Consider the following 20,674-nt stretch of genomic DNA (forward strand, 5'->3'; position numbering starts at 1 on the left):
ACAGAGCCGACAGAGCCGACCGAGCCGACCGAGCCGACCGAGCCGACAGAGCCGACAGAACGAGAGGGGACCCGTGCCGCGCCTGTTGTTCGTCCACGCCCATCCTGACGACGAGACGCTCACCTGCGGCGTTACGATGGCCCACCACGTCGAGCGCGGTGACGACGTCCACGTGCTGACGTGCACGCTCGGCGAGGAGGGTGAGGTCATCCCGCCGTCGCTCGCGCACCTCGAGGGCGACCCGTCCGACCGCCTGGGCCCCCACCGTCACGGCGAGCTGGTCCGCGCGCTGTCACGCATCGGCGCGACGATGCACGTCCTCGGGGCCGACGCGTCGGCGGGCAGGCTCTCCCGCTACCGCGACTCGGGCATGGCCGGCTCGCCCGCGGCTGCCCGCGCCGAGGCCTTCGCGCGGGCCGACCTCGACGAGGCCGGTGGCCTCGTGACCGACCTGTTGCGCGAGGTCCGTCCGGACGTCGTCGTCACCTACGACGAGCACGGCGGCTACGGACATCCCGACCACATCCAGGCGCACCGGGTCACCCGTCGCGCGCTCCAGCTGCTCGAGGCCGCGGAGCTGCCCGGGCGCACCTACGAGATCGTCACGCCGGTCGGGTGGGTGCGCGAGGACCGAGCGTGGCTGGCCGCTGCCGACCCGGCCCTGCTCGCCACCGATGGGTGGTGGCGTGACCCCGAGCTCGGAGGAGTCGTGGCTGCGGGAGGTCCGGACGCCCCACGGCTGACCGTGCCTGCAGGGGACCACCCCTTCCCACCGTCGGTCGTCGACGACGAGGCCGTGAGCCACGTCGTGCACGACGACGCCGCGCGGTCCGTGAAGAACGACGCGCTGCGCGCCCACGCGACGCAGGTGCTCGTCGCGAGCGACGACGTGCACGCGCTCTCGAACCTCATCGCCGTGCGCACGACCGGTCGCGAAGGGTTCCGCCGGGTCGACCCGCTCACGTGGCGGCCGACCGGCCACCACGGCACCGACCTTCTCGCCTGACGATCGAAAGAACACTTCGTCACCTCGTCCCCCGATCGAAAGAACACTCCGTCACGTCGTCCCCGATCGAGAGAGCGCTCCGTCACCGGGGGATACGTGACGGAGCGTTCTCTCGATTTTGGGGGGAGGAGCGGGCAGGGATCGCGTCACGAGGGCGAGTCGGTGACGCGCCTCGCCGAAAAGACGGGCCGCTGGCACTACGGTCGTGCCACCCTGATCCGCTGACCGGAGAGCCGATGTCCGACGACCCGTACGTGCCGAACCGTGACCACGGCCGCGACCGCCGCTCCACCACGCTTCGCCTCCTCGTCGCGGTCGTCGTGCTCGGCGGCGGCTATGCCGGGCTCTGCACCTGGTCGGCCGAGCACGTGCCCGCCTCGGTGTCGGTGGGCGACATCCAGGTCGGCGGCATGACGCCCGAGGCCGCACGGGCCGCCATCGACAAGGGCTCGCGCTCCCTGCTCGCAACGCCCATCGCCCTCACCGTCCCGGGGCGCGCCGACCCGGTCGAGGTCGTGCCCAGCGAGGCCGGCCTGAGCGTCGACGCCGACCGGTCCCTCGACGGTCTCACCGGTTTCACGCTCGACCCGAGGCGGGTGTGGGACAAGCTGACCGGGTCGGTCGAGGCGCCCCTGCTCACGAGCGGCGACGACGACCGCCTGACCGCCTATCTCGAGAAGCTCGCCCCCAGCGTCGCCGTGACGCCCGTGGAGGGCCGCGTGACGTTTCCCGGCGGGACCGTCGCCGTCGACCTGCCCGTGCCAGGCCGCACGCTCGACATCGCGGCCACGAAGCTCGCGCTGCGCAAGGCGTTCCCCGACGCGACCGAGGCGACCGCGGCGGTCCGCGACACCGACCCCCAGGTCAGCTCCGAGACGGTCCAGCAGGTTGCCGACCAGTTCGGCAGCACCGCGATGTCGGGGCCCCTGACGCTCGTCAGCGGCACCACCCGGGCCGTGCTCGCCCCGGCAGAGTACGCCTCCATGGTGTCGGTGGTGTCCGACGGCGCCGGCGGTCTCAAGCCGGCCTTCGACCAGACGGCGCTCACGCGGCTGGTCGCGACGAAGGTCCGGGCGACCACCCGCGCGGCGAGCAGTGCGCGCTGGGTCTTCGAGGCAGGCAACGGCAAGCCCCGCCTCGTGCCGTCGGTCGACGGGCTCGCCGTCGACGAGGACGCCATCGGCAAGCGCGTCGTGGCGGCGATCTCGGGCACCAACCGCACGGTCGACGTGAGCGCCACGGTCGCCCGTCCACCGTTCACCACGCAGGACGCCCAGAAGGCCGGCGTGACGACCGTGGTCGTCGACTTCAAGAGCCCGTTCCCGACCAACGACCCGACCCGCACCAACAACCTCGTCGTGGCGACGAAGCGGATCAACGGCACCTACGTCCCCCCGGGAGGCACCTTCAGCCTCAACGGGATCCTCGGCGAGCGCACCACCGACAAGGGGTATGCCGACGGCACCGTCATCATCAACGGCCGGCTGACGCGGGGCACGGGCGGCGGCATCAGCCAGGTCTCGACGGTCATCTACAACATGGCCTACTTCGCCGGGGCCGACATCCAGGAGTTCACCGCGCACGCCTTCTTCATCCCCCGCTACCCCGAGGGGCGCGAGGCGACGGTGTACTGGCCGACCGTCGACAACCGGTGGAAGAACGACACCTCCTACGGAATGCTCCTCCAGACCTGGGTCGAGGGCGGCTTCGTCCACGGCCGCATCTGGAGCACCAAGACGTGGGACATCAAGTCGGTCAAGGGTCCGCGGCGAAACATCGTGCCTGCCAAGACGATTCGCACCAACAGCCTCAAGTGCTACCCGCAGCAGCCCAACCCGGGGTTCGACGTGACGGTCACCCGCCAGTGGTTCCGTCACGCCACGACCACGCTCGTCAAGAGCGAGTCCGTGCGGACCCACTACGTCCCCGAGGACCACATCGTCTGCACCAACCCGGCGGCCACCCCGCCGTGACGGCCTGTCAGGCGGACGTCTTCGCGAGGTAGGTGTACTCGTGGTGCACCGTGAAGCCGAGGTCCGTCCAGAACGCGACGCCCGCGGCGTTGTCGCCCGACACCTGGATGTACATCGCCGGCATGTTGTTCTCGCGGGCGACCATCGCGGCCGCCGACACGATGGTCGTGGCCACGCCCGTACGCCGGTGGTCGGGGTGCACCCAGAGGCCGAAGATCCCCGCCCAGCCGGGGTGGATCGCCAGACGGGCGAGCCCGATGATCGCCGCGCTCTCGGGATCGCGCACCGAGAGGAAGAGCTGCCCGTCGCTGCCGGTGAGCACCGCCTCGGTGGCCCCGGGCACGATGGAGCGCTGCTGGCCGTAGGTCGTCAGCCAGTCGAGCTGCAGCTCGGCGTCCGCGGTGACGGGAGCCGACTGCTCGGTGAGCGGGGGGACCGCCGCGGACGGGCCGGTCATGACGAGCACCCGCTGCCAGCTCTCCTGGCCCCCGCCGATCTCGTAGCCGCGGTCGAGCAGGGCCGCGACGGTGGGCTGCTCGGCCGGGTCGAAGCCGGCTTCACCGTGCACCTGGAAGATCGCGGGGCGCCCCCGGTCGGAGTACCACTTCTCGGCGAAGTCGATCGCCTTGTCGACCGGGAGGGACGGGTCGCCCACCACCAGCGCCGAGTTGGCGCGGCCGGTGAATCCGTCGGAGGCGCGCAGCACCCAGTCGCCCACGCCGCCGCGGTCGACCGGTTGCCACCCCTTCGCCATCAGCTTCTCGAGGTCGTCGGCCGACACCCGCTCGTGCGGCCTGCCGGGGCGGCTCGCGGGCGGCGGAACCGCCTTGGCGGCGAGGATGTCGGCGCGGATCAGCTTCACCCGCTCGGTCTTGGTGTCGACGATGAGGAAGTCGGCATCCCGCGCGACGAGCTCGCCGACGAAGTCGGTCGCGGCGGCCTCCGCTCCTTCCGCGAGGCGGTAGCGCACGACGACGCGGCCGCCGATGGCCAGGCCCGCGCTGAGGCGGTGGCCGTGGGTGTCGCTGGCGCCGAGAGCGATCGCCTCCGAGCCCGTCCCCGAGCCAGGCTCCGAGCCCGTCTCCGAGCCGGTCTCCGAGCCTGTGTCGGAGTGGGTCTCATCGGTGGGGCCGTGCGTGGGGTCGCCGTTCATGTCCGGCATACTAGGCGGTGCAGCATCCGCTCCCGAACGCTCCACAGGAGGTCCCGCTCCCCATGACCTACGTCATCGCCCAGCCCTGCGTCGACCTGAAGGACCGTGCCTGCATCGAGGAGTGTCCGGTCGACTGCATCTACGAGGGCAAGCGGTCGCTCTACATCCACCCCGACGAGTGCGTCGACTGCGGCGCCTGCGAGCCCGTGTGCCCCGTCGAGGCGATCTACTACGAGGACGACGTGCCCGAGCAGTGGGCCGACTACTACAACGCCAACGTCGAGTTCTTCAACGACCTGGGCAGCCCCGGCGGCGCGGCGAAGCTCGGCGTCATCGACAAGGACCACCCGCTCATCGAGGCCCTGCCCCCGCAGGAGCACGACGAGTGACCCTCACCGTCAGAGGGCTCGACCTTCCTGACTTCCCCTGGGACTCGCTCGCGCCCCACAAGGCGCGAGCGGTCGCGCATCCGGGGGGCATCGTCGACCTGTCAGTCGGCACCCCCGTCGACCGCACCCCCGAGGTCGTACGCCGTGCGCTGGCCGAGGCGGCTGACGCCCCCGGCTACCCGCTGACCGTCGGCACCACCGACGTGCGTGAGGCCGTCGTCGAGTGGTTCGCGCGTCGGCGCGGCGTCGCCGGCCTCACGACCGACGGCGTGCTCCCGACCATCGGCAGCAAGGAGCTCGTCGCCTGGCTGCCGACGCTGCTCGGCCTGCGCGCAGGAGACGTCGTCGGCATCCCGGCCGTGGCCTACCCGACCTACGACATCGGCGCCCGCATCGCCGGTGCGACGAGCGTCGTCGCGCAGTCGCTGACGAGCCTGGGCCCCCTCACGGCGTCCACGACGCCAAAGCTGCTGTGGCTCAACAGTCCGGGCAACCCCAACGGCCAGGTCCTCGGCGTCGACCACCTGCGCAAGGTCGTCGACTGGGCCCGCGAGCACGGCGTCGTCGTCGCGAGCGACGAGTGCTACGCCGAGCTCGACTGGCGCGAGGGCCAGTCCGGCACCGCGACGCCGAGCATCCTGCATCCCGACGTCTGCGGCGGCGACCACACGAGCCTGCTCGCCGTCTACTCCCTCTCGAAGCAGTCCAACCTCGCCGGCTACCGAGCAGGTTTCGTCGCCGGTGACCCCGCGATCGTCGCGACGATCCTCGAGGTGCGCAAGCACGCCGGCATGATCATGCCCACACCGGTGCAGCACGCGATGGCGGTCGCCCTGCGCGACGACGCGCACGTGCAGTCGCAGCGGGCGGCATACGCCAGCAGGCGTGAGCAGCTGGTCGCGGCAGTCACCCGTGCAGGCCTGCGCATCGACCACTCCGAGGCCGGGCTCTACCTGTGGGCGACCCGCGAGGAGGACTGCTGGACAACGGTTTCCGAGTTCGCCGACCGAGGCATCCTCGTGGCCCCGGGTGCCTTCTACGGCGCTGCGGGCGCCCGCCACGTGCGCATCGCGCTGACCGCCACGGACGAGCGCATCGCGGCGGCCTGCGAGCGCCTCTGACCCCGTGCGTCACGCCCGTCACGGCAGGTGGGCGTGCAGTGGCCCGGGGATGGACCTGTGTTCTCGGCCACGAGCACGCTGGGGTAACGTCGCTCGCGGATACGTCCGGCGTCTTTGGGCCGGAGTGACAGGAGGCGAGGAACAGTGACGAAGGCAGTGGACGCGACACTCAAGGTCGCAGACAAGGAACTCACGTTCCCGGGCGTCGACGCGGTGGAGGGCAACGACGGGCTCGGTGTGGGCTCCCTGCTGAAGGAGACCGGCCTCGTCACCTACGACGTCGGTTTCGTCAACACCGCATCGTGCAAGAGCGCGATCACCTACATCGACGGCGACGAGGGGATCCTGCGCTACCGCGGCTACCCCATCGCCGAGCTGGCGGAGAAGTCGACGTTCGTCGAGGTCGCCTACCTGCTCATCTACGGCGAGCTGCCGACCCCCGAGGAGCTGACGCGCTTCGAGGACTCCATCCGCCGGCACACGATGCTGCACGAGGACCTCCGCGCCTTCTTCAACGGCTTCCCGCGCGACGCCCACCCGATGCCGGTGCTCAGCTCGGCCGTCTCGGCGCTGGGCACGTTCTACCAGGACAGCCTCGACCCGTTCGACCAGGAGCAGGTCGAGATCTCGACCGTCCGTCTCCTCGCGAAGCTGCCGACCATCGCGGCCATGGCCCACAAGAAGAGCGTCGGCCAGCCGTACATGTACCCCGACAACTCGCTGTCGTTCGTCGAGAACTTCCTGCGCATGACGTTCGGCTACCCGGTCGAGCCCTACGAGGTCGACCCGACGGTCGCCAAGGCGCTCGACCTGCTCTTCATCCTGCACGCCGACCACGAGCAGAACTGCTCGACCTCGACGGTGCGCCTCGTCGGCTCGGCCCACGCGAACCTCTTCAACTCGGTCTCGGCCGGCATCCACGCCCTGTCCGGCCCGCTCCACGGCGGCGCCAACCAGGCCGTCCTCGAGATGCTCGGCAAGCTGCATGCCTCGGGCGACGACCCGAAGAAGTTCATGGAGAAGGTCAAGGCCAAGGAGGACGGTGTCCGCCTCATGGGCTTCGGGCACCGCGTCTACAAGAACTACGACCCGCGCGCCGCCATCATCAAGAAGGCGGCCGACGACATCCTCGAGAAGCTCGGCCAGAACGACCCGCTGCTCGAGATCGCCAAGGGCCTCGAGGAGATCGCGCTGGCCGACGACTACTTCGTCGAGCGCAAGCTCTACCCGAACGTCGACTTCTACACCGGCCTCATCTACAAGGCCATGGGCTTCGAGTCGAAGATGTTCACGGTGCTCTTCGCCATCGGCCGCCTCCCGGGCTGGATCGCCCAGTGGCGCGAGATGATGAACGACCCCGAGACGAAGATCGGCCGCCCGCGCCAGATCTACACCGGCGAGGCCGAGCGCAGCTACCCGGCCTGATCGTCCCGGTCGTCCGACCCGAGATCCACCCGAGATCCACCCGATGCCCCCGCCCCTCAGGGACGGGGGCATCGGCATGATGGGTCGATGGCCACGTACCTCGTCAACGATGCGGCGGTCGCCCGGTGCCGCGAGCTCATCGACAAGCGGCTGTACGTCCTCGACAGCGACTGGGGGCGGTCCCAGCCCGACGCCGAGGCCCAGAACGCCTACCTCGAACGGCACTCGTGGGACGACTACGCCGCGTGGCACCTGGGGCTCACCGAGGGCGCGAACGACGAGACGAAGGCGCGCTACGCCTTCGTCTACGGCGACCTGCGGCGGGTTCACCGCACGGCGCTCATCGCCTGCGTCTACCGCGCGTCGGAGTGGCGGCACAAGGACGTCGAGCTCGCGGCCCACGACCTCCTGCAGCACCTCGACAGGGCGACCGGCTGACCGGTTCACCCGGGGCGTATGCCGTCAGCCGAGCTTCACGGTGACCGTGGTGCCGGCCGTGCCCGCCGACCAGCCCTCGTCGCCGTGGTTGCGGTCCCAGGTGCGCCCGCCGATCGAGACGGACGTGACGCCGTACATCTCGGCGCGCGCGACCGCCCAGTGGGCGACGGCCCAGGCTGTCGTGGCGTCCGCGGCGCTGACGGTCACGCCGCCGCTGCCCGAACGGGCCTCGGTCACGCCCATCTGCTGCGACAGGTCGCCGATCACACGGGAGGGGGAGACCGCCTGCTTCACGGCGTCCAAACGGCAGGTGAGCCCCGCGGGGGAGTGCCCGGTGAGTGTCGAGGCAAGCACGCGGCCCTGACCCTCGTGGTCGCGGTAGGCCTCGGGGAAGCCGCTCTTCTGCACGCGCTGGGCGATCTTGGTGATGTCGGCCGTCTCGTAGCCCTTGAACTTCTCCAGGGCGTCGTAAAACCGGTTCGTCGCGTAGACGGGGTCGAGGATCTGCGACTCGGTACCCCAGCCCTGGCTGGGTCGCTGCTGGAAGAGCCCGACCGAGTCGCGGTCGCCGTAGCGCAGGTTGCGGATCTTCGACTCCTGGAAGGCGGTCGTCAGCGCGATCGTCGCGGCGCGCGGCGGCATCTGGCGCTTGACCGACAGCGCCGAGATGAGGGCCGCGTTCGCCGTCTGGTCGGGGTCGAACGTCTCGGTCATGCCCGACGCCTTGATGGTGCACTGGGGGTTGACCACGCTGGAGATGAGGAAGCGGGCACCGAACCAGCCGCCCGCCCCGACGAGTGCCAGCACGACCAGCAGGGTCACCCACCGTCGCCGACGGCGCACAGGGGCACGCCCGCGTGGACCTCCGCGGTCGCGGGATTCAGCGAGGGCGGGGCCCGGTCGGGTTGTCGGCATGGGGTCCTCAGGTGGTCCGGCTCTGGTCTGAACCGGTGGTCGGGTCGGGTTCCGGTTCGGTCAGTCGTTGGCGTGGAGGGCGGCGTTCAGGGTGATGCCCGTTCCCTTGCGGTCGCGGGCCTCGACGGCACCGCTGACGCTGTTGCGGATGAACAGGATGTTGCTGGATCCCGACAGCTCCTTGGCCTTGACCACGGACCCGTCGGGCAGCGTCACCTTGGTCCCCGCCGTGACGTAGAGCCCGGCCTCGACGACGCAGTCGTCGCCCAGGGCGATGCCGATGCCTCCGTTGGCTCCGACCAGACAACGCTCGCCGATGCTCACGCGTTCCGTGCCGCCGCCCGAGAGGGTGCCCATGATCGAGGCGCCCGCGCCGATGTCGGAGCCGTCGCCGACGACGACGCCCTGCACGATGCGGCCCTCGACCATCGAGGTGCCGAGCGTGCCGGCGTTGAAGTTGCAGAAGCCCTCGTGCATGACCGTGGTGCCGGCGGAGAGGTGCGCGCCGAGGCGCACGCGGTCGGCGTCGGCGATGCGTACGCCCTGGGGGACCACGAAGTCGGTCATCCTCGGGAACTTGTCGACGCCGTAGACGGCGACGTGCTGCCCGCGGGCGCGCAGCCGCAGCCGGGTCTGCTCGAAGCCCTCGACGGCGCAGGCGCCGGCACTGGTCCACGCGATGTTCGGCAGCGCGCCGAAGACGCCGTCCAGGTTGATCGTGTTGGGTGCGACGAGGCAGTGCGAGAGCAGGTGCAGGCGCAGGTACGCGTCGGGCGCGTCGGCCGGGGGAGCGTCGAGGTCGATCTCGACGAGCCGCACCTCGGTGCGCACGCGGCGGGCCCCGTCGGTGCCGGCCAGGACCTCGAGGCCCTCGGGTGCCACCGCGTCCGCGGGCGCCGTGCCCAGCGCCGGCTGCGGGAACCAGGTGTCGAGCACCTGCCCGTCGTCCGTGATCGTCGTCAGTCCGTGACCCCATGCGCTGCGCTCCGACATGGCGGCAAGGATATGGGGCAGCGTGCCGGGTCGGCACACGCACCCGCGGAGCGGACCCCGGGGGCCTGCGCAGGGTGTGGCCGCTAGCCTTCCCGTATGCCGTCGACCCCGCTGCCCGCAGACCCGACCTCCGCGACCGGCCCCGTCCTCGACCTCGGCGCCGACGTCACGGCGCTCACCGCGGCGATCTGCGACATCGAGTCCGTGAGCCAGCACGAGGAGGCGCTCGCCGACGCCATCGAGGCCGCGCTGCGTCCGCTCGCCCACCTCGAGGTGACCCGCGACGGCAACACCGTCGTCGCCCGCACCTCCCTCGGCCGCGACGAGCGGGTCGTGCTCGCGGGCCACATCGACACGGTCCCGCTGACCGACGTGCCCAACCTGCCCACCCGCCGCGTCGACGACGAGCTGTGGGGCCGGGGCACCGTCGACATGAAGGGCGGTGTCGCCGTCATGCTCCGCATCGCGGCCGAGGTCACCGAGCCGGCTCGCGACCTCACCTTCCTCTTCTACGAGTGCGAGGAGATCGACGGCACGTTCAACGGTCTCGCCCGTCTCGCCGACACCTCGCCCGACCAGCTCGCCGGCGACTTCGCCGTGCTGCTCGAGCCGACCAACGGCGCCATCGAGGGGGGCTGCAAGGGAACGCTGCGGGTCGAGATCACGACCAAGGGCATCGCCGCGCACTCGGCTCGCCCGTGGAAGGGGCACAACGCCATACACGACGCCGGTGCCGTCCTCGCGCGACTGTCCGCCTACGAGGCCGAGACGATCACCGTCGACGGGCTCGACTACCACGAGGCCCTCCAGGCCGTCGGCATCACGGGCGGCATCGCCGGCAACGTCATCCCCGACCGGTGCGTCGTCACCGTGAACTACCGCTACGCCCCCGACAAGGACACCGACGCGGCGCTGGCGCACGTCCGGCAGGTCTTCGACGGGTTCGACGTCGAGCTCACCGACGCCGCCGACGGTGCCCGCCCGGGGCTGCTCCTGCCCGCGGCCAAGGCCTTCATCGACGCGCTCGGCGTGCCGGTGAGCGCCAAGGAGGGCTGGACCGACGTGGCCCGGTTCTCCGGGCTGGGCATCCCGGCCGTCAACTACGGACCGGGTGACCCCAACCTCGCCCACATGGACGACGAGCGCTGCCCGGTCGGGCAGTACGGCGACGCGGAGGCCGCCCTGCTGCGCTGGCTCGCATAGCCGCGCCGCATAGGGTTGTCGGTGTGACCGACGAACAACCCGCCACCCGCAAACCGGGAAAGCCGCGCGAGGACCGCCGCCAGACCGGCCCGGTGACCCTGCGGCGTCACAAGGTCCCCCTGACCACCAGCGACCAGCGCCTGCTCGAGGGCCACCAGCGCGCCGACTGGCTGCACGCCGACCCGTGGCGCGTCATGCGCATCCAGTCGGAGTTCGTCGAGGGCTTCGGCGCCCTGTCGGAGCTCGGGCCGGCGGTCGCCGTGTTCGGCTCCGCGCGCACGCGACCCGACGACCCGGCATACGCCATCGGTGTCGAGGTGGGGCGCCTGCTCGTCGAGGAGGGCTACGCCGTCATCACCGGTGGCGGCCCGGGTGCCATGGAGGCGGCCAACAAGGGGGCCTTCGAGGCGAAGGGCACCTCGGTGGGGCTCGGCATCGAGCTGCCCTTCGAGACCGGGCTCAACGAGTACGTCGACCTCGGCATCAACTTCCGCTACTTCTTCGCCCGCAAGGTCATGTTCCTCAAGTACTCCCGCGGGTTCATCGTGCTGCCCGGCGGGTTCGGCACCCTCGACGAGCTCTTCGAGGCGCTGACGCTGGCGCAGACCCGCAAGGTCACCGAGTTCCCCGTGGTGCTCATGGGGGTCGACTACTGGCAGGGACTGCTCGACTGGCTGCGCTCCACGGTGCTCGACCACGGCATGATCAGCCCCGCCGACCTCGACCGGCTCATCGTCACCGACGACCCCCAGGAGGCCGTCAAGCTGATCCGCACCTACGAGGAGCCGCGCACGTGAAGTGGTTCATCCTCTTCGTCGGGATCATCGTGCTGTGCCTGGTCGTCGCGCTCCTGCTGGGGCTCGCCGGCGGTGGCCTCGGGCGCGCCAGTGCGAGCCTGAGCCACGAGCCGCTGCCCGACGAGCCGCTGGCCGACACCGACTTCGACGACCTCGTCTTCGACGTCGGGGCGCGGGGCTACCGCATGAGCCAGGTCGACGGTGTCGTCGACCGGCTGCGTCGCGAGCTGCGGGAGAAGGACGAGCAGATCGCCGTGCTGCGGGGCGAGCCCGCCCCGGGAGTCGCCGAGACCGCGACCGACGACGGGCCCGACCCCGAGCTGCACCCCGCGGCGACCCCCGAGGCGGACCCTGGGTCCGAAATCGTGGCGAGTCGCGGCACCCCTGCCGAACCCGACGGCGTCGACGAGCACGATGATCCGGGCGTCGAGGAGGGCGAGGCACGTACGCCGTCCGCACCGTCGGTCGGTCACGAACGCACCCCATGACCGAGGTCCACCCGCTGCGCCCTCTGGCCTCACGGCGCGTCTTCATCGCCTGGGTGCTCGCCGCATACGCCTTCGCCCGTGTCGTGTCGACGACGATCCTGCTGCTCGTGCTGCCGCACCAGGTGCCGAGCAGCATGACCGGCGGAGACGGGGTGCCGGTCACCTACTTCTCGTTCACGGCCCTGTGGGACGGCGAGTGGTACGGCATCATCGCCCACACCGGCTACCCCGACGTCCTGCCGGTCGGTGACTCCGGGCGGGTCGGACAGAACCCGTGGGCCTTCTACCCGCTCTTCCCGCTGCTGTCGCGCCTGTTCATGGCCCTCACCGGCCTCGGCTTCCCGACCGTCGCCTCCACCATCGCGCTGCTCTGCGGCGTCGGCGCCGCAGTCCTCATGGGGCTGCTGCTCCGCGAGCGCATCGGCGACCCAGCGGCATACCTCGTCGTCGCTCTCTGGGCGAGCTTCCCGGCCTCCGTGACGCTCCAGCTCGCCTACACCGAGTCGCTCGCCATGCTGCTGCTGCTCGGCTACCTCTACGCGCTCTCCCGGGAGCGGTGGCTGGTCGCGACGGCCGTCGCCCTGCTCATCGGCCTGTCACGGCCCATCGCGGTGCCGTTGGGTCTCGTGACCCTCGTGGTCGTCGTGATGCGGTGGCGGAGGCGACGCGAGCGCGCGATCTCGAGGGGGACGTACGCGTCCATGCTCGCCTCGCTCGTCGGCTGCGGTGTGGCGGGCCTGCTGTGGCCGGCGATCGCGTGGTGGCGCACCGGGTCGAGCTCGGCCTACACCGACACGATGGCCTCGTGGCGCAGCTACGACACCGTCGAGCTGTTCGTGCCGTGGATCGACCGGGTGCAGGACCCGACCTGGGGACCGTGGCTCGTCGGCGGCCCGATCGTCATCCTGCTCATGGTCGTCGGCCCGTGGGCGCGCAACCTCGGTGCCGACCTGCGCACCTGGACGCTCGGCTACACCTTCTACCTCATCGCGACGCTCGACCCGTTCACCAGCATCTTCCGTTACCTGCTGCCCCTGTTCCCGCTGCTCGTGGTCGTGCTGGGCGCGGGGTGGGCCGACCGGCGCGGCAACACCTGGAGGCGCCTGCTGTGGCGGTTCGTGCCGCTTCTCGTCGTCTTCGTGGCGGGCCAGTACTGGTGGACCGACGTGCTCTGGCGCTACGTCCCCTCGCCCACGGGCGACTACCCCCCGTGACCTGACGCGTCTGGCCACCCGCGTGGGGGTCCGGGCCGAATGACTCGCGGGGTGATCGTGCGGCACGTGGGGTGAACACCACCAGAACCGGCGGACGATCTGGCGGGCGATCGAGCTGTCCACACCTGACGCCGGGGATGCCGCGCTGTCCACAGCTGCGCGGGTCTGTCATGCCCGTGTGCTCCGACGCGCCAGGCTGATCGTATGGGCCTGACAGACGCCGCGACCGCCGTCGCCGAGTCGCAGTGCGGGATCGTGACACGTCGTCAGCTGCTGGCGGCCGGTGTCACCCGCGAGACCATGCGCTGGCGGGTGGGCCGGGACTGGAGGTTGCTGCTGCCCGGTGTCTACGCCCTGCAGACCGGCCTGCCGACCGACCAGCAGCGTCTCGTCGCCGCACAGCTCGTCGCCGGGGACGGGGCGTGGCTCGCCGGGTCGACGGCAGCAGCGCTTCACGGCATCACGGGCTGCCGGCTGGGGATGCCGGTCAAGGTGCTGGTGCCTACGCCCAGACGGTCTCGTCGCATCGCCTGGGTCGACGTCCGGAGCACGACCCTCGTCGGGGAGCCGGTCCTGACACGAGGACCCTTGCGGCTGGGGTGCTTGGCGCGGGCGGTCGTGGATGCCGCGGCCGAGACCGCTGACGAACGAGGCGCCCGGGCGATCGTGATCGAGGCGGTGCAGCGCCGACTCGTCCGGCTCGACGACCTGGAGCACTGGGTCGACGCCAGGGGGCGCCCGGGCTCAATCCGCCTGCGGCGCGTGCTGGCCGAGGTGGCCGCCGGCGCCTGGTCGGTGCCCGAGTCCGACCTTCTCGCGCTGATCCGGACCTCGACCCGCTTGCCCAGACCGATGGCGAACCCGCTCCTGACGGGTCCTTCGGGCGAGGCGCTGACGTCCCCCGACGTCTGGTTCGACGAGGTCGGGATGGCCGTCATGGTCCAGTCGCGGCGGTATCACGCCGACGGCCTCGACTGGGAGGCCACCGTCGTGCAGGGCTCCGACCTGTCGGCGGTGCGCGTCGTGGTCGTCGGTGTCACCCCGGCGGCACTCGCTCGCGACCCCGGGGCGCAGCTGCGCCGCATCGAACGGGCCCACGAGGCAGCGGTGCGCACCGGTGTGCGAGCGCCCGTCACCGCCCAGGAGCGCGGCGCCGACGGCCTGCGTGAGGTTGGGTGAGACGGAGATACACGGTGGTACGGCCGATGGTCCGGCCCCTGGTGGGGTGATCACCCCACCGGGCGCAGCTCCATCGGCCGGCTCATCGCCCCGAAGGGCCGGCAGCGTCTGCGCGACCCGGGCGCCCGCGCCTGCTCAGGTGCCGGTGTAGGCCGGCGGCCTCTTGGCGAGGAAGGCGTCGACGGCCGCCCGGTGGTCGTTGCTCGCACCGGTGAGGGCCATCAGCTCGGCCTCGTTGGCCAGGGCGTCTGCCAGGTCGGCGCTCGCCGAGTAGGCGACGGCTCGACGGATCGAGCCGTACGCGAGGGTCGGGCCGTCGGCGAGCTGACGCGCGAGCTCGCCCACGGCGGTCTCGAGCTCGTCGGCCGGCACCACCTTCGTCACCAGGCCCAGGGCAAGCGCCTCGTCGGCGGGGACGGTGCGCGGCAGCAGGAGCAGCTCCTTCGCCTTCGCCGGGCCCACGAGCCGGGGGAGCGACCAGGAGGCGCCCGAGTCGCACGAGAGCGCGATCCCGGCGAACGAGGTGTTGAGACCGGCCCGGTCGGACGCGATGCGGAAGTCGCAGGCGAGCGCGAAGCTGAGCCCGGCGCCTGCTGCCACGCCGTTGAGGGCGGCGACGACGGGCTTGTTCATCGTCGAGAGCGCCGTGACGATCGGGTTGTAGTGGTCGGTCACCGTCGTCGCGAGGGTCGAGCTGGGGTCGGCGAGGCTGCGTACGTGCTCCTTGAGGTCCTGCCCGACGCAGAATGCCCGCCCCGAGCCGGTGAGCACGACGCAGCGCACCGCCGGGTCGTCGGCAACCTCCGTCAACGCGCCCACGAGGGCGTCCTTGAGCGCGTTGTCGAGGCTGTTCATGGCCTCCGGCCGGTTGAGCCGCAGCCACGCGATCCCGTGGGTCACCTCGACGAGCAGGGGGGCGGGGGAGTCGGGCGTCACGGTGGGGTCGACGGTCTCGGTCATGGGCGTCACTCTGTCCCAATCCGTCCCGTCGGGGAAGCGGGAAGGGCTCTTCGCGGTCCTGACGTGCGGACTCTCACATCCCGGATTAGGTCTCGCAAACGAGACACGGAATAATGGGGCCAAAGACCGAGGATTCCTAGGGAAGGGGAACCATGGCAGCAATGAAGCCGAGGACCGGCGATGGCCCGCTCGAGGTCGTCAAGGAGGGCCGCGGCATCGTGCTGCGGATGCCCCTTGAGGGCGGTGGCCGGCTCGTTGTCGAGATGACTCCCGACGAGGCTGCGGCTCTGCGTGACGCGATCCAGGGTTGTGACGGCGTCAACTGACCCTTCGCCTGATCCAGGTTCGACGGCCCCTGACCAACCCGGTCGGGGGCCGTTTCGCGTCCCTGCCCGCATCACCGATCACGTATGCCGCCCGGCCGGCCGGGCGGCATACGTGATCTAACGCTTGACGGCGACGAGCAGGCCCTCGCCGACGGGCAGGAGCGACACGGCGAACTGGTCGTGGTCGCGGATGCTGCGGCCGACGTCACGCAGGGTGCGGGTCTCGGCGTCGCGGTTGGCCGGGTCGGACTCCTTGTCGCTCCACGTCATGACGAGGGTTCCGCCGGGACGCAGCAGGCGCGTGGCCTGGGCCAGGTAGTCGGGGTACTCCTGCTTGTCGGCGTCGACGACGACGAGGTCGTAGGCCGCGTCGGTCATGCGGGGGAGCACCTCGAGGGCGCGGCCGGCGATGACTCGGGTGCGCTGGTGGGCGATGCCGGCGGCCGCGAACGCCTCGCGGGCGGCGCGCTGGTGCTCGGTGTCGAGGTCGATCGTCGTGAGGATGCCGTCGGCCGGCATGCCGCCGAGCAGCCACAGGCCCGACGCCCCGGCGCCGGTGCCGATCTCCATGACCGCCTTGGCGCCGATGGCCGCCGCGAGCACCTGCAGCACCGAGCCGACGCCGTTGCCGACCGACTCGGCGCCGAGCTCCTCACCGCGGCGGCGGGCCTCGTCGACGTGCTCGCTCGCGGCGACGAACTCCTCGGCGTGCGACCAGGCTGCGACCTTCTGCGTGCTCATGTCCGTCACCCTACTGTGACCGGATGGGCGGGTTCGGCCACCTGTCAGGCCGGATCGGGTAAGGATCAGGTCATGGACGAAGCAGATCGCCCACTGCCCGAACACACGCGCCCGGAGGGCGTCGACGACGCAACGGTCGAGGCCCTCGGCAAGCTCTCCGAGGCCCTCGAGGTGGTCGAGGACGCCCGGGGGCACCTCTACGGCTTCCACCGGCTCACCGGCATGGCCGACCTGGCCCTCGGCGAGGCCGTGGACCTGCTGCGCGACTCGGGCCACGCAGAGCTCGCCGACACCGTCTCGACCGAGCTCGTCGGGCGCAACGTCGTCGAGGGCAGGTGGACCTTCCAGATCGTCGAGGAGTACGACGACGGCTACTACGCGACCTTCAAGCGGCTGGAGCAGCTCGCCAGGGACGAACTCGTCGACGGACGGCGCCACCTCTTCGAGGCGGAGATGAAGGAGGAGCGCCGCACGCACGGTCGCCGCCACCACGAGGCCGTACCGCGCGACGGCGGCGAGCAGTCGCCGTGACCAGCCGGCGACTGTCGGTGGCCGCCCGGTGACCCGCCCGAGCTCGCCCCCACAGCCGATCCACAGGTTCCGGCTGGCGCCCGGACAGCCTGACTCGGGACGATCAGTGGGAACGAATCGACCATCGACGGCGTTCTTGTCGTTGAACCGTCCCCGTGAAAGGCCCCGTTCCCCCGTGAGCACCAGCGTGACGTCCACCTCTCCCGCCCCCGGGGAGCAGGCCGACTCGACATGGACGCCTCCCACCTGGGAGGAGATCGTGGAGCAGCACTCGGCCCGCGTCTACCGCCTCGCGTACCGCCTGACGGGCAACCCCCACGACGCCGAGGACCTGACGCACGACGTTTTCGTGCGCGTATTCCGGTCACTGCACTCCTACCAGCCCGGCACCTTCGAGGGCTGGCTGCACCGCATCACCACGAACGTCTTCCTCGACAAGATGCGCCGCAAGCAGCGCATCCGCTTCGACGCACTGCCCGACGACGCCGCCGGTCGCCTCCCGAGCTACGAGAAGGGCCCGGAGCAGACCTACCACGACGCCCGTTTCGACGACGACGTGCAGCGGGCCCTCGACGCGCTCGCCCCGGAGTTCCGCGCCGCGGTCGTGCTCTGCGACATCGAGGGCCTCTCCTACGAGGAGATCAGCGCCACGCTCGGCGTCAAGCTCGGCACGGTGCGCTCCCGCATCCACCGCGGCCGCGCCCAGCTGCGTGAGGCGCTGGCCCACCGCGCACCCGAGGTCGCTGCTGCGGCCCGTCCTGCCAAGCCCGGCACGCGCACCGGCCGCGCCGGCCTGCGCCTTCCCGGTCGTCGAGTCGCGGCGAGCACGCGCTGATGGGGCCGGGGGTGATGTCGTGACGCCGCACCTCAAGGGACACGTGCGGGCCTACGTCGACCACGCGCTCCCGCCTGCGCTCATGCACCTCTACGACAAGCACGTCGTGTGCTGCACGACGTGTCGCGCCGCCGCCGACCAGGAGCGGCGCATCGTCGCGTCACTGCGTGCCGACACCGGCGTGCCGATGAGCCTGCGCACCTCGCTCATGGGCCTCGCCTCGGCGGTCCCCGCCCAGGCAGCCCCGGCGCCCGGTGCGCCGCGAGTCCCGATGCCACCTCTCGGCTTCCGTATGCCGTCAGCGCCGTCCTACGACCCGGTGCCCACGGTGCGCCCGACGGCCCCGGCCCTGCACCGCTCGCCGATGCGTGCCGCCGTCGTCGCCTCGATCGCCGCGGGCGCCTCCGTCGCCGCGGCGTGGGGCCTGGCCATCACCCCGGTCCCGGGCACCCGCACCGCCGTGGTGCGTGGACCGGCGGCGAGCTTCGGTGCCAACCCGGCGGGCTCCTCGAACCTCGGTGGCACGGCCCTTCCGGTGAGCCGGGTGACCACGCGCGACTCGCAGCGCACCGACCTCGGCGGCCGACCCGCCTACTGGGTCGTCACGACCCGGGTCGTCAACCGCGCACCCACGTCCTCCGGGGCCAAGGCCCTCTTGCGTGGTGCCGATGTCGGTTCGGCACAATCAGGCCCATGACCGACGAGTCGACGACGCCGGACCGCGAGCCGACCCCGGGCGTGCAGGCCCCCGAGCCCGCTGGGCCTGCACGACCGGAGGGCGAGGGAGGGCCGAACGCCTGGGCGCCGGCCCCCGAGCGCGAGCAGACCGGCATCATCGACCTGCACGACACCCGCGCCATCCCCGCGGCCCCTCCGCCTACGTCGGCGGCACCCACGTCCGAGCCCCGGGTGTCGGTCGCCCCGGTCTCGAGCAGTGCCTCGACGGGTGGCTCGGTCGGTGGCTCGGTCGGTGGCTCGGTCGGTGCGGGTGACACGGGCTCTGAGCGCGACGACAGTGGCGACGACGCCTGGTTCGACGTCTTCGGCGGCGAGCACCCGGGCGAGGGCGCCGGCGTTCCGGCCAAGGCCGACAGCCCCTGGGGCAGCGACCGTGCCGACGCGCGCGCCGACGAGGCGCACCGCTCTGCGTACGCTCCGCCGGTGCCCGACGCGGCGACCGGCCGCCCGACATCCGGTCCCGCGGCCGACTCCGGCAGCCCTGCAGGCGGCCCAGACGGCGGCGGGGCGGGCGCAGGCCTCGGCACGGCAGCGGCAGCCGGCGCGACGGCATACGCGAGCGCAGGCCCGGAGGGGCCGGCCCACGGCCAGACGGTGCCCGACGCGCCTGCCGGGGGCGGCGTCCTGCTGACCGACGAGCCCACTCCTCCTGCGCGTCGACGCCGGGGCGGTCTCGTTGCAGCCGTGGCAGGCCTGTGCCTGCTGTCCGGTGTCGTCGGCGGGGTGGCGGGGCAGCTTGCCGAGGGCCGCATCAACAGCGGCGTCTCGACCCTTCCCGAGCCGGGGCCGGGCGCCACCGCGCGACCGCCGGGGTCCGTCGCCAACATCGCCGCGGTGGCGCTGCCCAGCGTCGTCACCATCAAGGTCGACGGCGGCAGCGAGGGCTCGGCCACGGGGTCCGGCTTCGTCATCGACAACAAGGGACACGTGCTGACGAACAACCACGTCGTCGCTGCGGCTCCAGACGGTGACATCGAGGTCGTGCTCAGCAACGGCGACGCCCAGAAGGCCACGATCGTCGGGCGCGACACGAGCTACGACCTCGCCGTCCTCAAGATCGCCCGCACCGACCTGACGCCGCTGCGGCTCGGGCCCTCCGACAAGGTCGTCGTCGGCGACCAGGTGATCGCCGTCGGGGCGCCCCTCGGGCTCGACCAGACGGTGACCACCGGCATCGTGAGCGCGCTGAACCGACCGGTCACCGCCGGCGAGGGCTCCGAGTCCTCGTACATCAACGCGATCCAGACCGACACGGCCATCAACCCCGGCAACTCGGGCGGTCCGCTGCTCGACATGAGCGGCGAGGTCATCGGCATCAACAGCGCCATCGCCCGCGTCCCGGGCACGACCGGTTCCACCGGCGGCAGCATCGGTCTCGGCTTCGCCATCCCCAGCGACCAGGCCCGGCGCACCGCCGACCAGCTCATCGCCACAGGCAAGGCCACCCACCCGGTCATCGGTGTCTCGCTCGACCGCACCTTCTCCGGCGACGGCGCCCAGGTGCTCGCCACCCCGGGTGCGGTGACGGCCGGCGGGCCCGCCGCCAAGGCCGGCGTCAAGGGCGGCGACATCGTCGTCGGCTTCGAGGGCAAGCGCATCCGCACGCCCGACCAGCTCATCGTCGCGATCCGCGCGCGGGCCGTCGGCGACACCGTGAAGCTCAAGGTCGAGCGCGGCGGCAAGGAGATCGAGCTGAGCATGACGCTCGAGGCGGAGCCTCCCAAGTAGCTCCCGGCCTGCCGACGTACGATGGCGCAGCCGAGACGCGCTGGAAGCGAGGGACTGTGTTCGACATCAACGGGTGGGAGCTGCTCCTGCTCGGTCTGCTCGCCATCGTCATCCTGGGGCCTGAGCGACTACCGGAGTACGCCGCCAAGTTCGGCAAGTTCGTGCGACAGGCCCGCACGATGGCCGACCGGGCCAAGCAGCAGCTCAAGGACGAGATGGGTCCGGAGTTCTCCGACGTCGACTGGCGGGCCTACGACCCGCGCCAGTACGACCCGCGCAAGATCGTGCGCGATGCCCTGTCCTCCCCGCCGGAGGAGGCCGAGCCTGATCCCGTCGTCGACAAGCCGGTCAGCGCCCCGCGCTGGCACGATCCGACGGTGCCGACGCCCTGGGACACAGAGGCGACCTGACGGCCTGGGCCCGGTCCGATGTGGCGGATCGAGGCGGATCGCGGCGGCCTGACGCGAAAGATCTGACCCAGAGGTATCGCTGTCGGTGCTCGGGGATATCGTCAACCCTTG

At 71.6% G+C, this 20,674-nt stretch carries 22 protein-coding genes; 17 read left to right on the forward strand and 5 right to left on the reverse strand.

The genetic code is table 11. The features are described from left to right. Positions 1-73 precede the first annotated feature (73 nt). Entirely contained in the window at positions 74-1,006 is a 933-nt protein-coding gene (gene mshB / locus AB4091_RS03005) for an N-acetyl-1-D-myo-inositol-2-amino-2-deoxy-alpha-D-glucopyranoside deacetylase (RefSeq protein ID WP_442290227.1), read from the forward strand. Positions 1,007-1,242: 236 nt separating this feature from the next. Then, entirely contained in the window at positions 1,243-2,979 is a 1,737-nt protein-coding gene (locus tag AB4091_RS03010; RefSeq protein ID WP_442290228.1) for a VanW family protein, read from the forward strand. Between the two features lie 7 nt (positions 2,980-2,986). Here AB4091_RS03010 and AB4091_RS03015 read toward each other — a convergent pair whose 3' ends face one another. After that, positions 2,987-4,132 carry a GNAT family N-acetyltransferase gene (locus AB4091_RS03015; RefSeq protein ID WP_442290229.1) on the reverse strand — a complete coding sequence of 382 codons (1,146 nt, stop codon included), beginning with the start codon at positions 4,130-4,132 and terminating at the stop codon, positions 2,987-2,989. Between the two features lie 62 nt (positions 4,133-4,194). Here AB4091_RS03015 and fdxA point away from each other — a divergent pair, with 62 nt between their 5' ends. The 4 genes from fdxA (at position 4,195) to AB4091_RS03035 (ending at position 7,505) form a co-directional block, all read left to right on the forward strand. Beyond that, the gene (gene fdxA / locus AB4091_RS03020; protein ID WP_020143133.1) at positions 4,195-4,521 is read left to right on the forward strand and encodes a ferredoxin; all 327 of its coding nucleotides are present in this window, start codon (positions 4,195-4,197) and stop codon (positions 4,519-4,521) included. Then, on the forward strand, positions 4,518-5,642 hold the full coding sequence (gene dapC / locus AB4091_RS03025) for a succinyldiaminopimelate transaminase (protein ID WP_442290230.1): 1,125 nt from the start codon (positions 4,518-4,520) through the stop codon (positions 5,640-5,642). Before fdxA ends, dapC begins: the two co-directional genes overlap by 4 nt. Before the next feature lie 144 nt (positions 5,643-5,786). After that, positions 5,787-7,067 (forward strand): citrate synthase, encoded by a 1,281-nt coding sequence (locus tag AB4091_RS03030; protein WP_442290231.1) that lies wholly within the window; start codon positions 5,787-5,789, stop codon positions 7,065-7,067. Positions 7,068-7,154: 87 nt separating this feature from the next. Further along, positions 7,155-7,505 (forward strand): hypothetical protein, encoded by a 351-nt coding sequence (locus AB4091_RS03035; protein WP_442290232.1) that lies wholly within the window; start codon positions 7,155-7,157, stop codon positions 7,503-7,505. Between the two features lie 24 nt (positions 7,506-7,529). Here AB4091_RS03035 and AB4091_RS03040 read toward each other — a convergent pair whose 3' ends face one another. Both AB4091_RS03040 and dapD read right to left on the reverse strand, forming a co-directional pair. Further along, positions 7,530-8,420, reverse strand: coding sequence for a hypothetical protein (locus tag AB4091_RS03040; RefSeq protein ID WP_442290233.1), 891 nt, complete (start codon positions 8,418-8,420; stop codon positions 7,530-7,532). A 60-nt stretch (positions 8,421-8,480) separates the two neighbouring features. Further along, the gene (gene dapD / locus AB4091_RS03045) at positions 8,481-9,413 is read right to left on the reverse strand and encodes a 2,3,4,5-tetrahydropyridine-2,6-dicarboxylate N-succinyltransferase (protein WP_442290234.1); all 933 of its coding nucleotides are present in this window, start codon (positions 9,411-9,413) and stop codon (positions 8,481-8,483) included. A 96-nt stretch (positions 9,414-9,509) separates the two neighbouring features. Here dapD and dapE point away from each other — a divergent pair, with 96 nt between their 5' ends. The 5 genes from dapE to AB4091_RS03070 all read left to right on the forward strand — a co-directional run bounded on the left by dapE (position 9,510) and on the right by AB4091_RS03070 (position 14,294). Then, complete coding sequence (gene dapE / locus AB4091_RS03050) at positions 9,510-10,616, forward strand: succinyl-diaminopimelate desuccinylase (protein WP_442290235.1); 1,107 nt, start codon at positions 9,510-9,512, stop codon at positions 10,614-10,616. Between the two features lie 23 nt (positions 10,617-10,639). Next, positions 10,640-11,413, forward strand: coding sequence for a TIGR00730 family Rossman fold protein (locus AB4091_RS03055; RefSeq protein WP_442290236.1), 774 nt, complete (start codon positions 10,640-10,642; stop codon positions 11,411-11,413). Continuing rightward, positions 11,410-11,901: a cell division protein DivIVA gene (locus tag AB4091_RS03060; RefSeq protein ID WP_442290237.1), complete on the forward strand. Its 492-nt coding sequence runs from the start codon at positions 11,410-11,412 to the stop codon at positions 11,899-11,901. Before AB4091_RS03055 ends, AB4091_RS03060 begins: the two co-directional genes overlap by 4 nt. Beyond that, positions 11,898-13,115: a hypothetical protein gene (locus AB4091_RS03065; RefSeq protein WP_442290238.1), complete on the forward strand. Its 1,218-nt coding sequence runs from the start codon at positions 11,898-11,900 to the stop codon at positions 13,113-13,115. Before AB4091_RS03060 ends, AB4091_RS03065 begins: the two co-directional genes overlap by 4 nt. A 204-nt stretch (positions 13,116-13,319) precedes the next feature. Then, on the forward strand, positions 13,320-14,294 hold the full coding sequence (locus tag AB4091_RS03070; RefSeq protein ID WP_442290239.1) for a hypothetical protein: 975 nt from the start codon (positions 13,320-13,322) through the stop codon (positions 14,292-14,294). A 135-nt stretch (positions 14,295-14,429) separates the two neighbouring features. Here AB4091_RS03070 and AB4091_RS03075 read toward each other — a convergent pair whose 3' ends face one another. Further along, positions 14,430-15,254, reverse strand: a complete 825-nt coding sequence (locus AB4091_RS03075) for an enoyl-CoA hydratase/isomerase family protein (protein ID WP_442290240.1) — start codon at positions 15,252-15,254, stop codon at positions 14,430-14,432. Positions 15,255-15,406: 152 nt separating this feature from the next. Between AB4091_RS03075 and AB4091_RS03080 the strand changes: the two genes are divergently transcribed. Continuing rightward, positions 15,407-15,580, forward strand: a complete 174-nt coding sequence (locus tag AB4091_RS03080; protein WP_013493416.1) for a DUF3117 domain-containing protein — start codon at positions 15,407-15,409, stop codon at positions 15,578-15,580. A gap of 117 nt (positions 15,581-15,697) precedes the next feature. Here the strand turns inward: AB4091_RS03080 and AB4091_RS03085 are convergent, their stop codons facing one another. Next, the gene (locus tag AB4091_RS03085) at positions 15,698-16,321 is read right to left on the reverse strand and encodes an O-methyltransferase (protein WP_442290241.1); all 624 of its coding nucleotides are present in this window, start codon (positions 16,319-16,321) and stop codon (positions 15,698-15,700) included. 72 nt (positions 16,322-16,393) lie between these two features. Here AB4091_RS03085 and AB4091_RS03090 point away from each other — a divergent pair, with 72 nt between their 5' ends. From AB4091_RS03090 to tatB, 5 genes are all read left to right on the forward strand, one after another. Next, positions 16,394-16,852 (forward strand): hypothetical protein, encoded by a 459-nt coding sequence (locus AB4091_RS03090; RefSeq protein WP_442290242.1) that lies wholly within the window; start codon positions 16,394-16,396, stop codon positions 16,850-16,852. A 175-nt stretch (positions 16,853-17,027) separates the two neighbouring features. Then, on the forward strand, positions 17,028-17,687 hold the full coding sequence (gene sigE / locus AB4091_RS03095) for an RNA polymerase sigma factor SigE (protein WP_442290243.1): 660 nt from the start codon (positions 17,028-17,030) through the stop codon (positions 17,685-17,687). Positions 17,688-17,706: 19 nt separating this feature from the next. Further along, entirely contained in the window at positions 17,707-18,384 is a 678-nt protein-coding gene (locus tag AB4091_RS03100) for a hypothetical protein (RefSeq protein ID WP_442290244.1), read from the forward strand. Then, complete coding sequence (locus tag AB4091_RS03105) at positions 18,381-20,153, forward strand: S1C family serine protease (RefSeq protein ID WP_442290245.1); 1,773 nt, start codon at positions 18,381-18,383, stop codon at positions 20,151-20,153. Before AB4091_RS03100 ends, AB4091_RS03105 begins: the two co-directional genes overlap by 4 nt. A 56-nt stretch (positions 20,154-20,209) precedes the next feature. Continuing rightward, complete coding sequence (gene tatB / locus AB4091_RS03110; protein ID WP_442290246.1) at positions 20,210-20,563, forward strand: Sec-independent protein translocase protein TatB; 354 nt, start codon at positions 20,210-20,212, stop codon at positions 20,561-20,563. The last annotated feature ends 111 nt before the right edge of the window (positions 20,564-20,674 follow it).

Source organism: Terrabacter sp. 2RAF25 (assembly GCF_052115265.1).
Classification (GTDB): domain Bacteria; phylum Actinomycetota; class Actinomycetes; order Actinomycetales; family Dermatophilaceae; genus Terrabacter.

What these genes read in the sequence shown, in the direction of transcription:
- AB4091_RS03010 (WP_442290228.1), top strand. Translation starts at nt 1,243, where the DNA reads ATGTCCGACGACCCGTACGTGCCGAACCGTGACCACGGCCGCGACCGC.
- AB4091_RS03015 (WP_442290229.1), bottom strand. Translation starts at nt 4,132, where the DNA reads ATGAACGGCGACCCCACGCACGGCCCCACCGATGAGACCCACTCCGAC.
- fdxA (WP_020143133.1), top strand. Translation starts at nt 4,195, where the DNA reads ATGACCTACGTCATCGCCCAGCCCTGCGTCGACCTGAAGGACCGTGCC.
- AB4091_RS03035 (WP_442290232.1), top strand. Translation starts at nt 7,155, where the DNA reads ATGGCCACGTACCTCGTCAACGATGCGGCGGTCGCCCGGTGCCGCGAG.
- AB4091_RS03040 (WP_442290233.1), bottom strand. Translation starts at nt 8,420, where the DNA reads ATGCCGACAACCCGACCGGGCCCCGCCCTCGCTGAATCCCGCGACCGC.
- dapD (WP_442290234.1), bottom strand. Translation starts at nt 9,413, where the DNA reads ATGTCGGAGCGCAGCGCATGGGGTCACGGACTGACGACGATCACGGAC.
- dapE (WP_442290235.1), top strand. Translation starts at nt 9,510, where the DNA reads ATGCCGTCGACCCCGCTGCCCGCAGACCCGACCTCCGCGACCGGCCCC.
- AB4091_RS03065 (WP_442290238.1), top strand. Translation starts at nt 11,898, where the DNA reads ATGACCGAGGTCCACCCGCTGCGCCCTCTGGCCTCACGGCGCGTCTTC.
- AB4091_RS03070 (WP_442290239.1), top strand. Translation starts at nt 13,320, where the DNA reads ATGGGCCTGACAGACGCCGCGACCGCCGTCGCCGAGTCGCAGTGCGGG.
- AB4091_RS03075 (WP_442290240.1), bottom strand. Translation starts at nt 15,254, where the DNA reads ATGACCGAGACCGTCGACCCCACCGTGACGCCCGACTCCCCCGCCCCC.
- AB4091_RS03080 (WP_013493416.1), top strand. Translation starts at nt 15,407, where the DNA reads ATGGCAGCAATGAAGCCGAGGACCGGCGATGGCCCGCTCGAGGTCGTC.
- AB4091_RS03085 (WP_442290241.1), bottom strand. Translation starts at nt 16,321, where the DNA reads ATGAGCACGCAGAAGGTCGCAGCCTGGTCGCACGCCGAGGAGTTCGTC.
- AB4091_RS03090 (WP_442290242.1), top strand. Translation starts at nt 16,394, where the DNA reads ATGGACGAAGCAGATCGCCCACTGCCCGAACACACGCGCCCGGAGGGC.
- AB4091_RS03105 (WP_442290245.1), top strand. Translation starts at nt 18,381, where the DNA reads ATGACCGACGAGTCGACGACGCCGGACCGCGAGCCGACCCCGGGCGTG.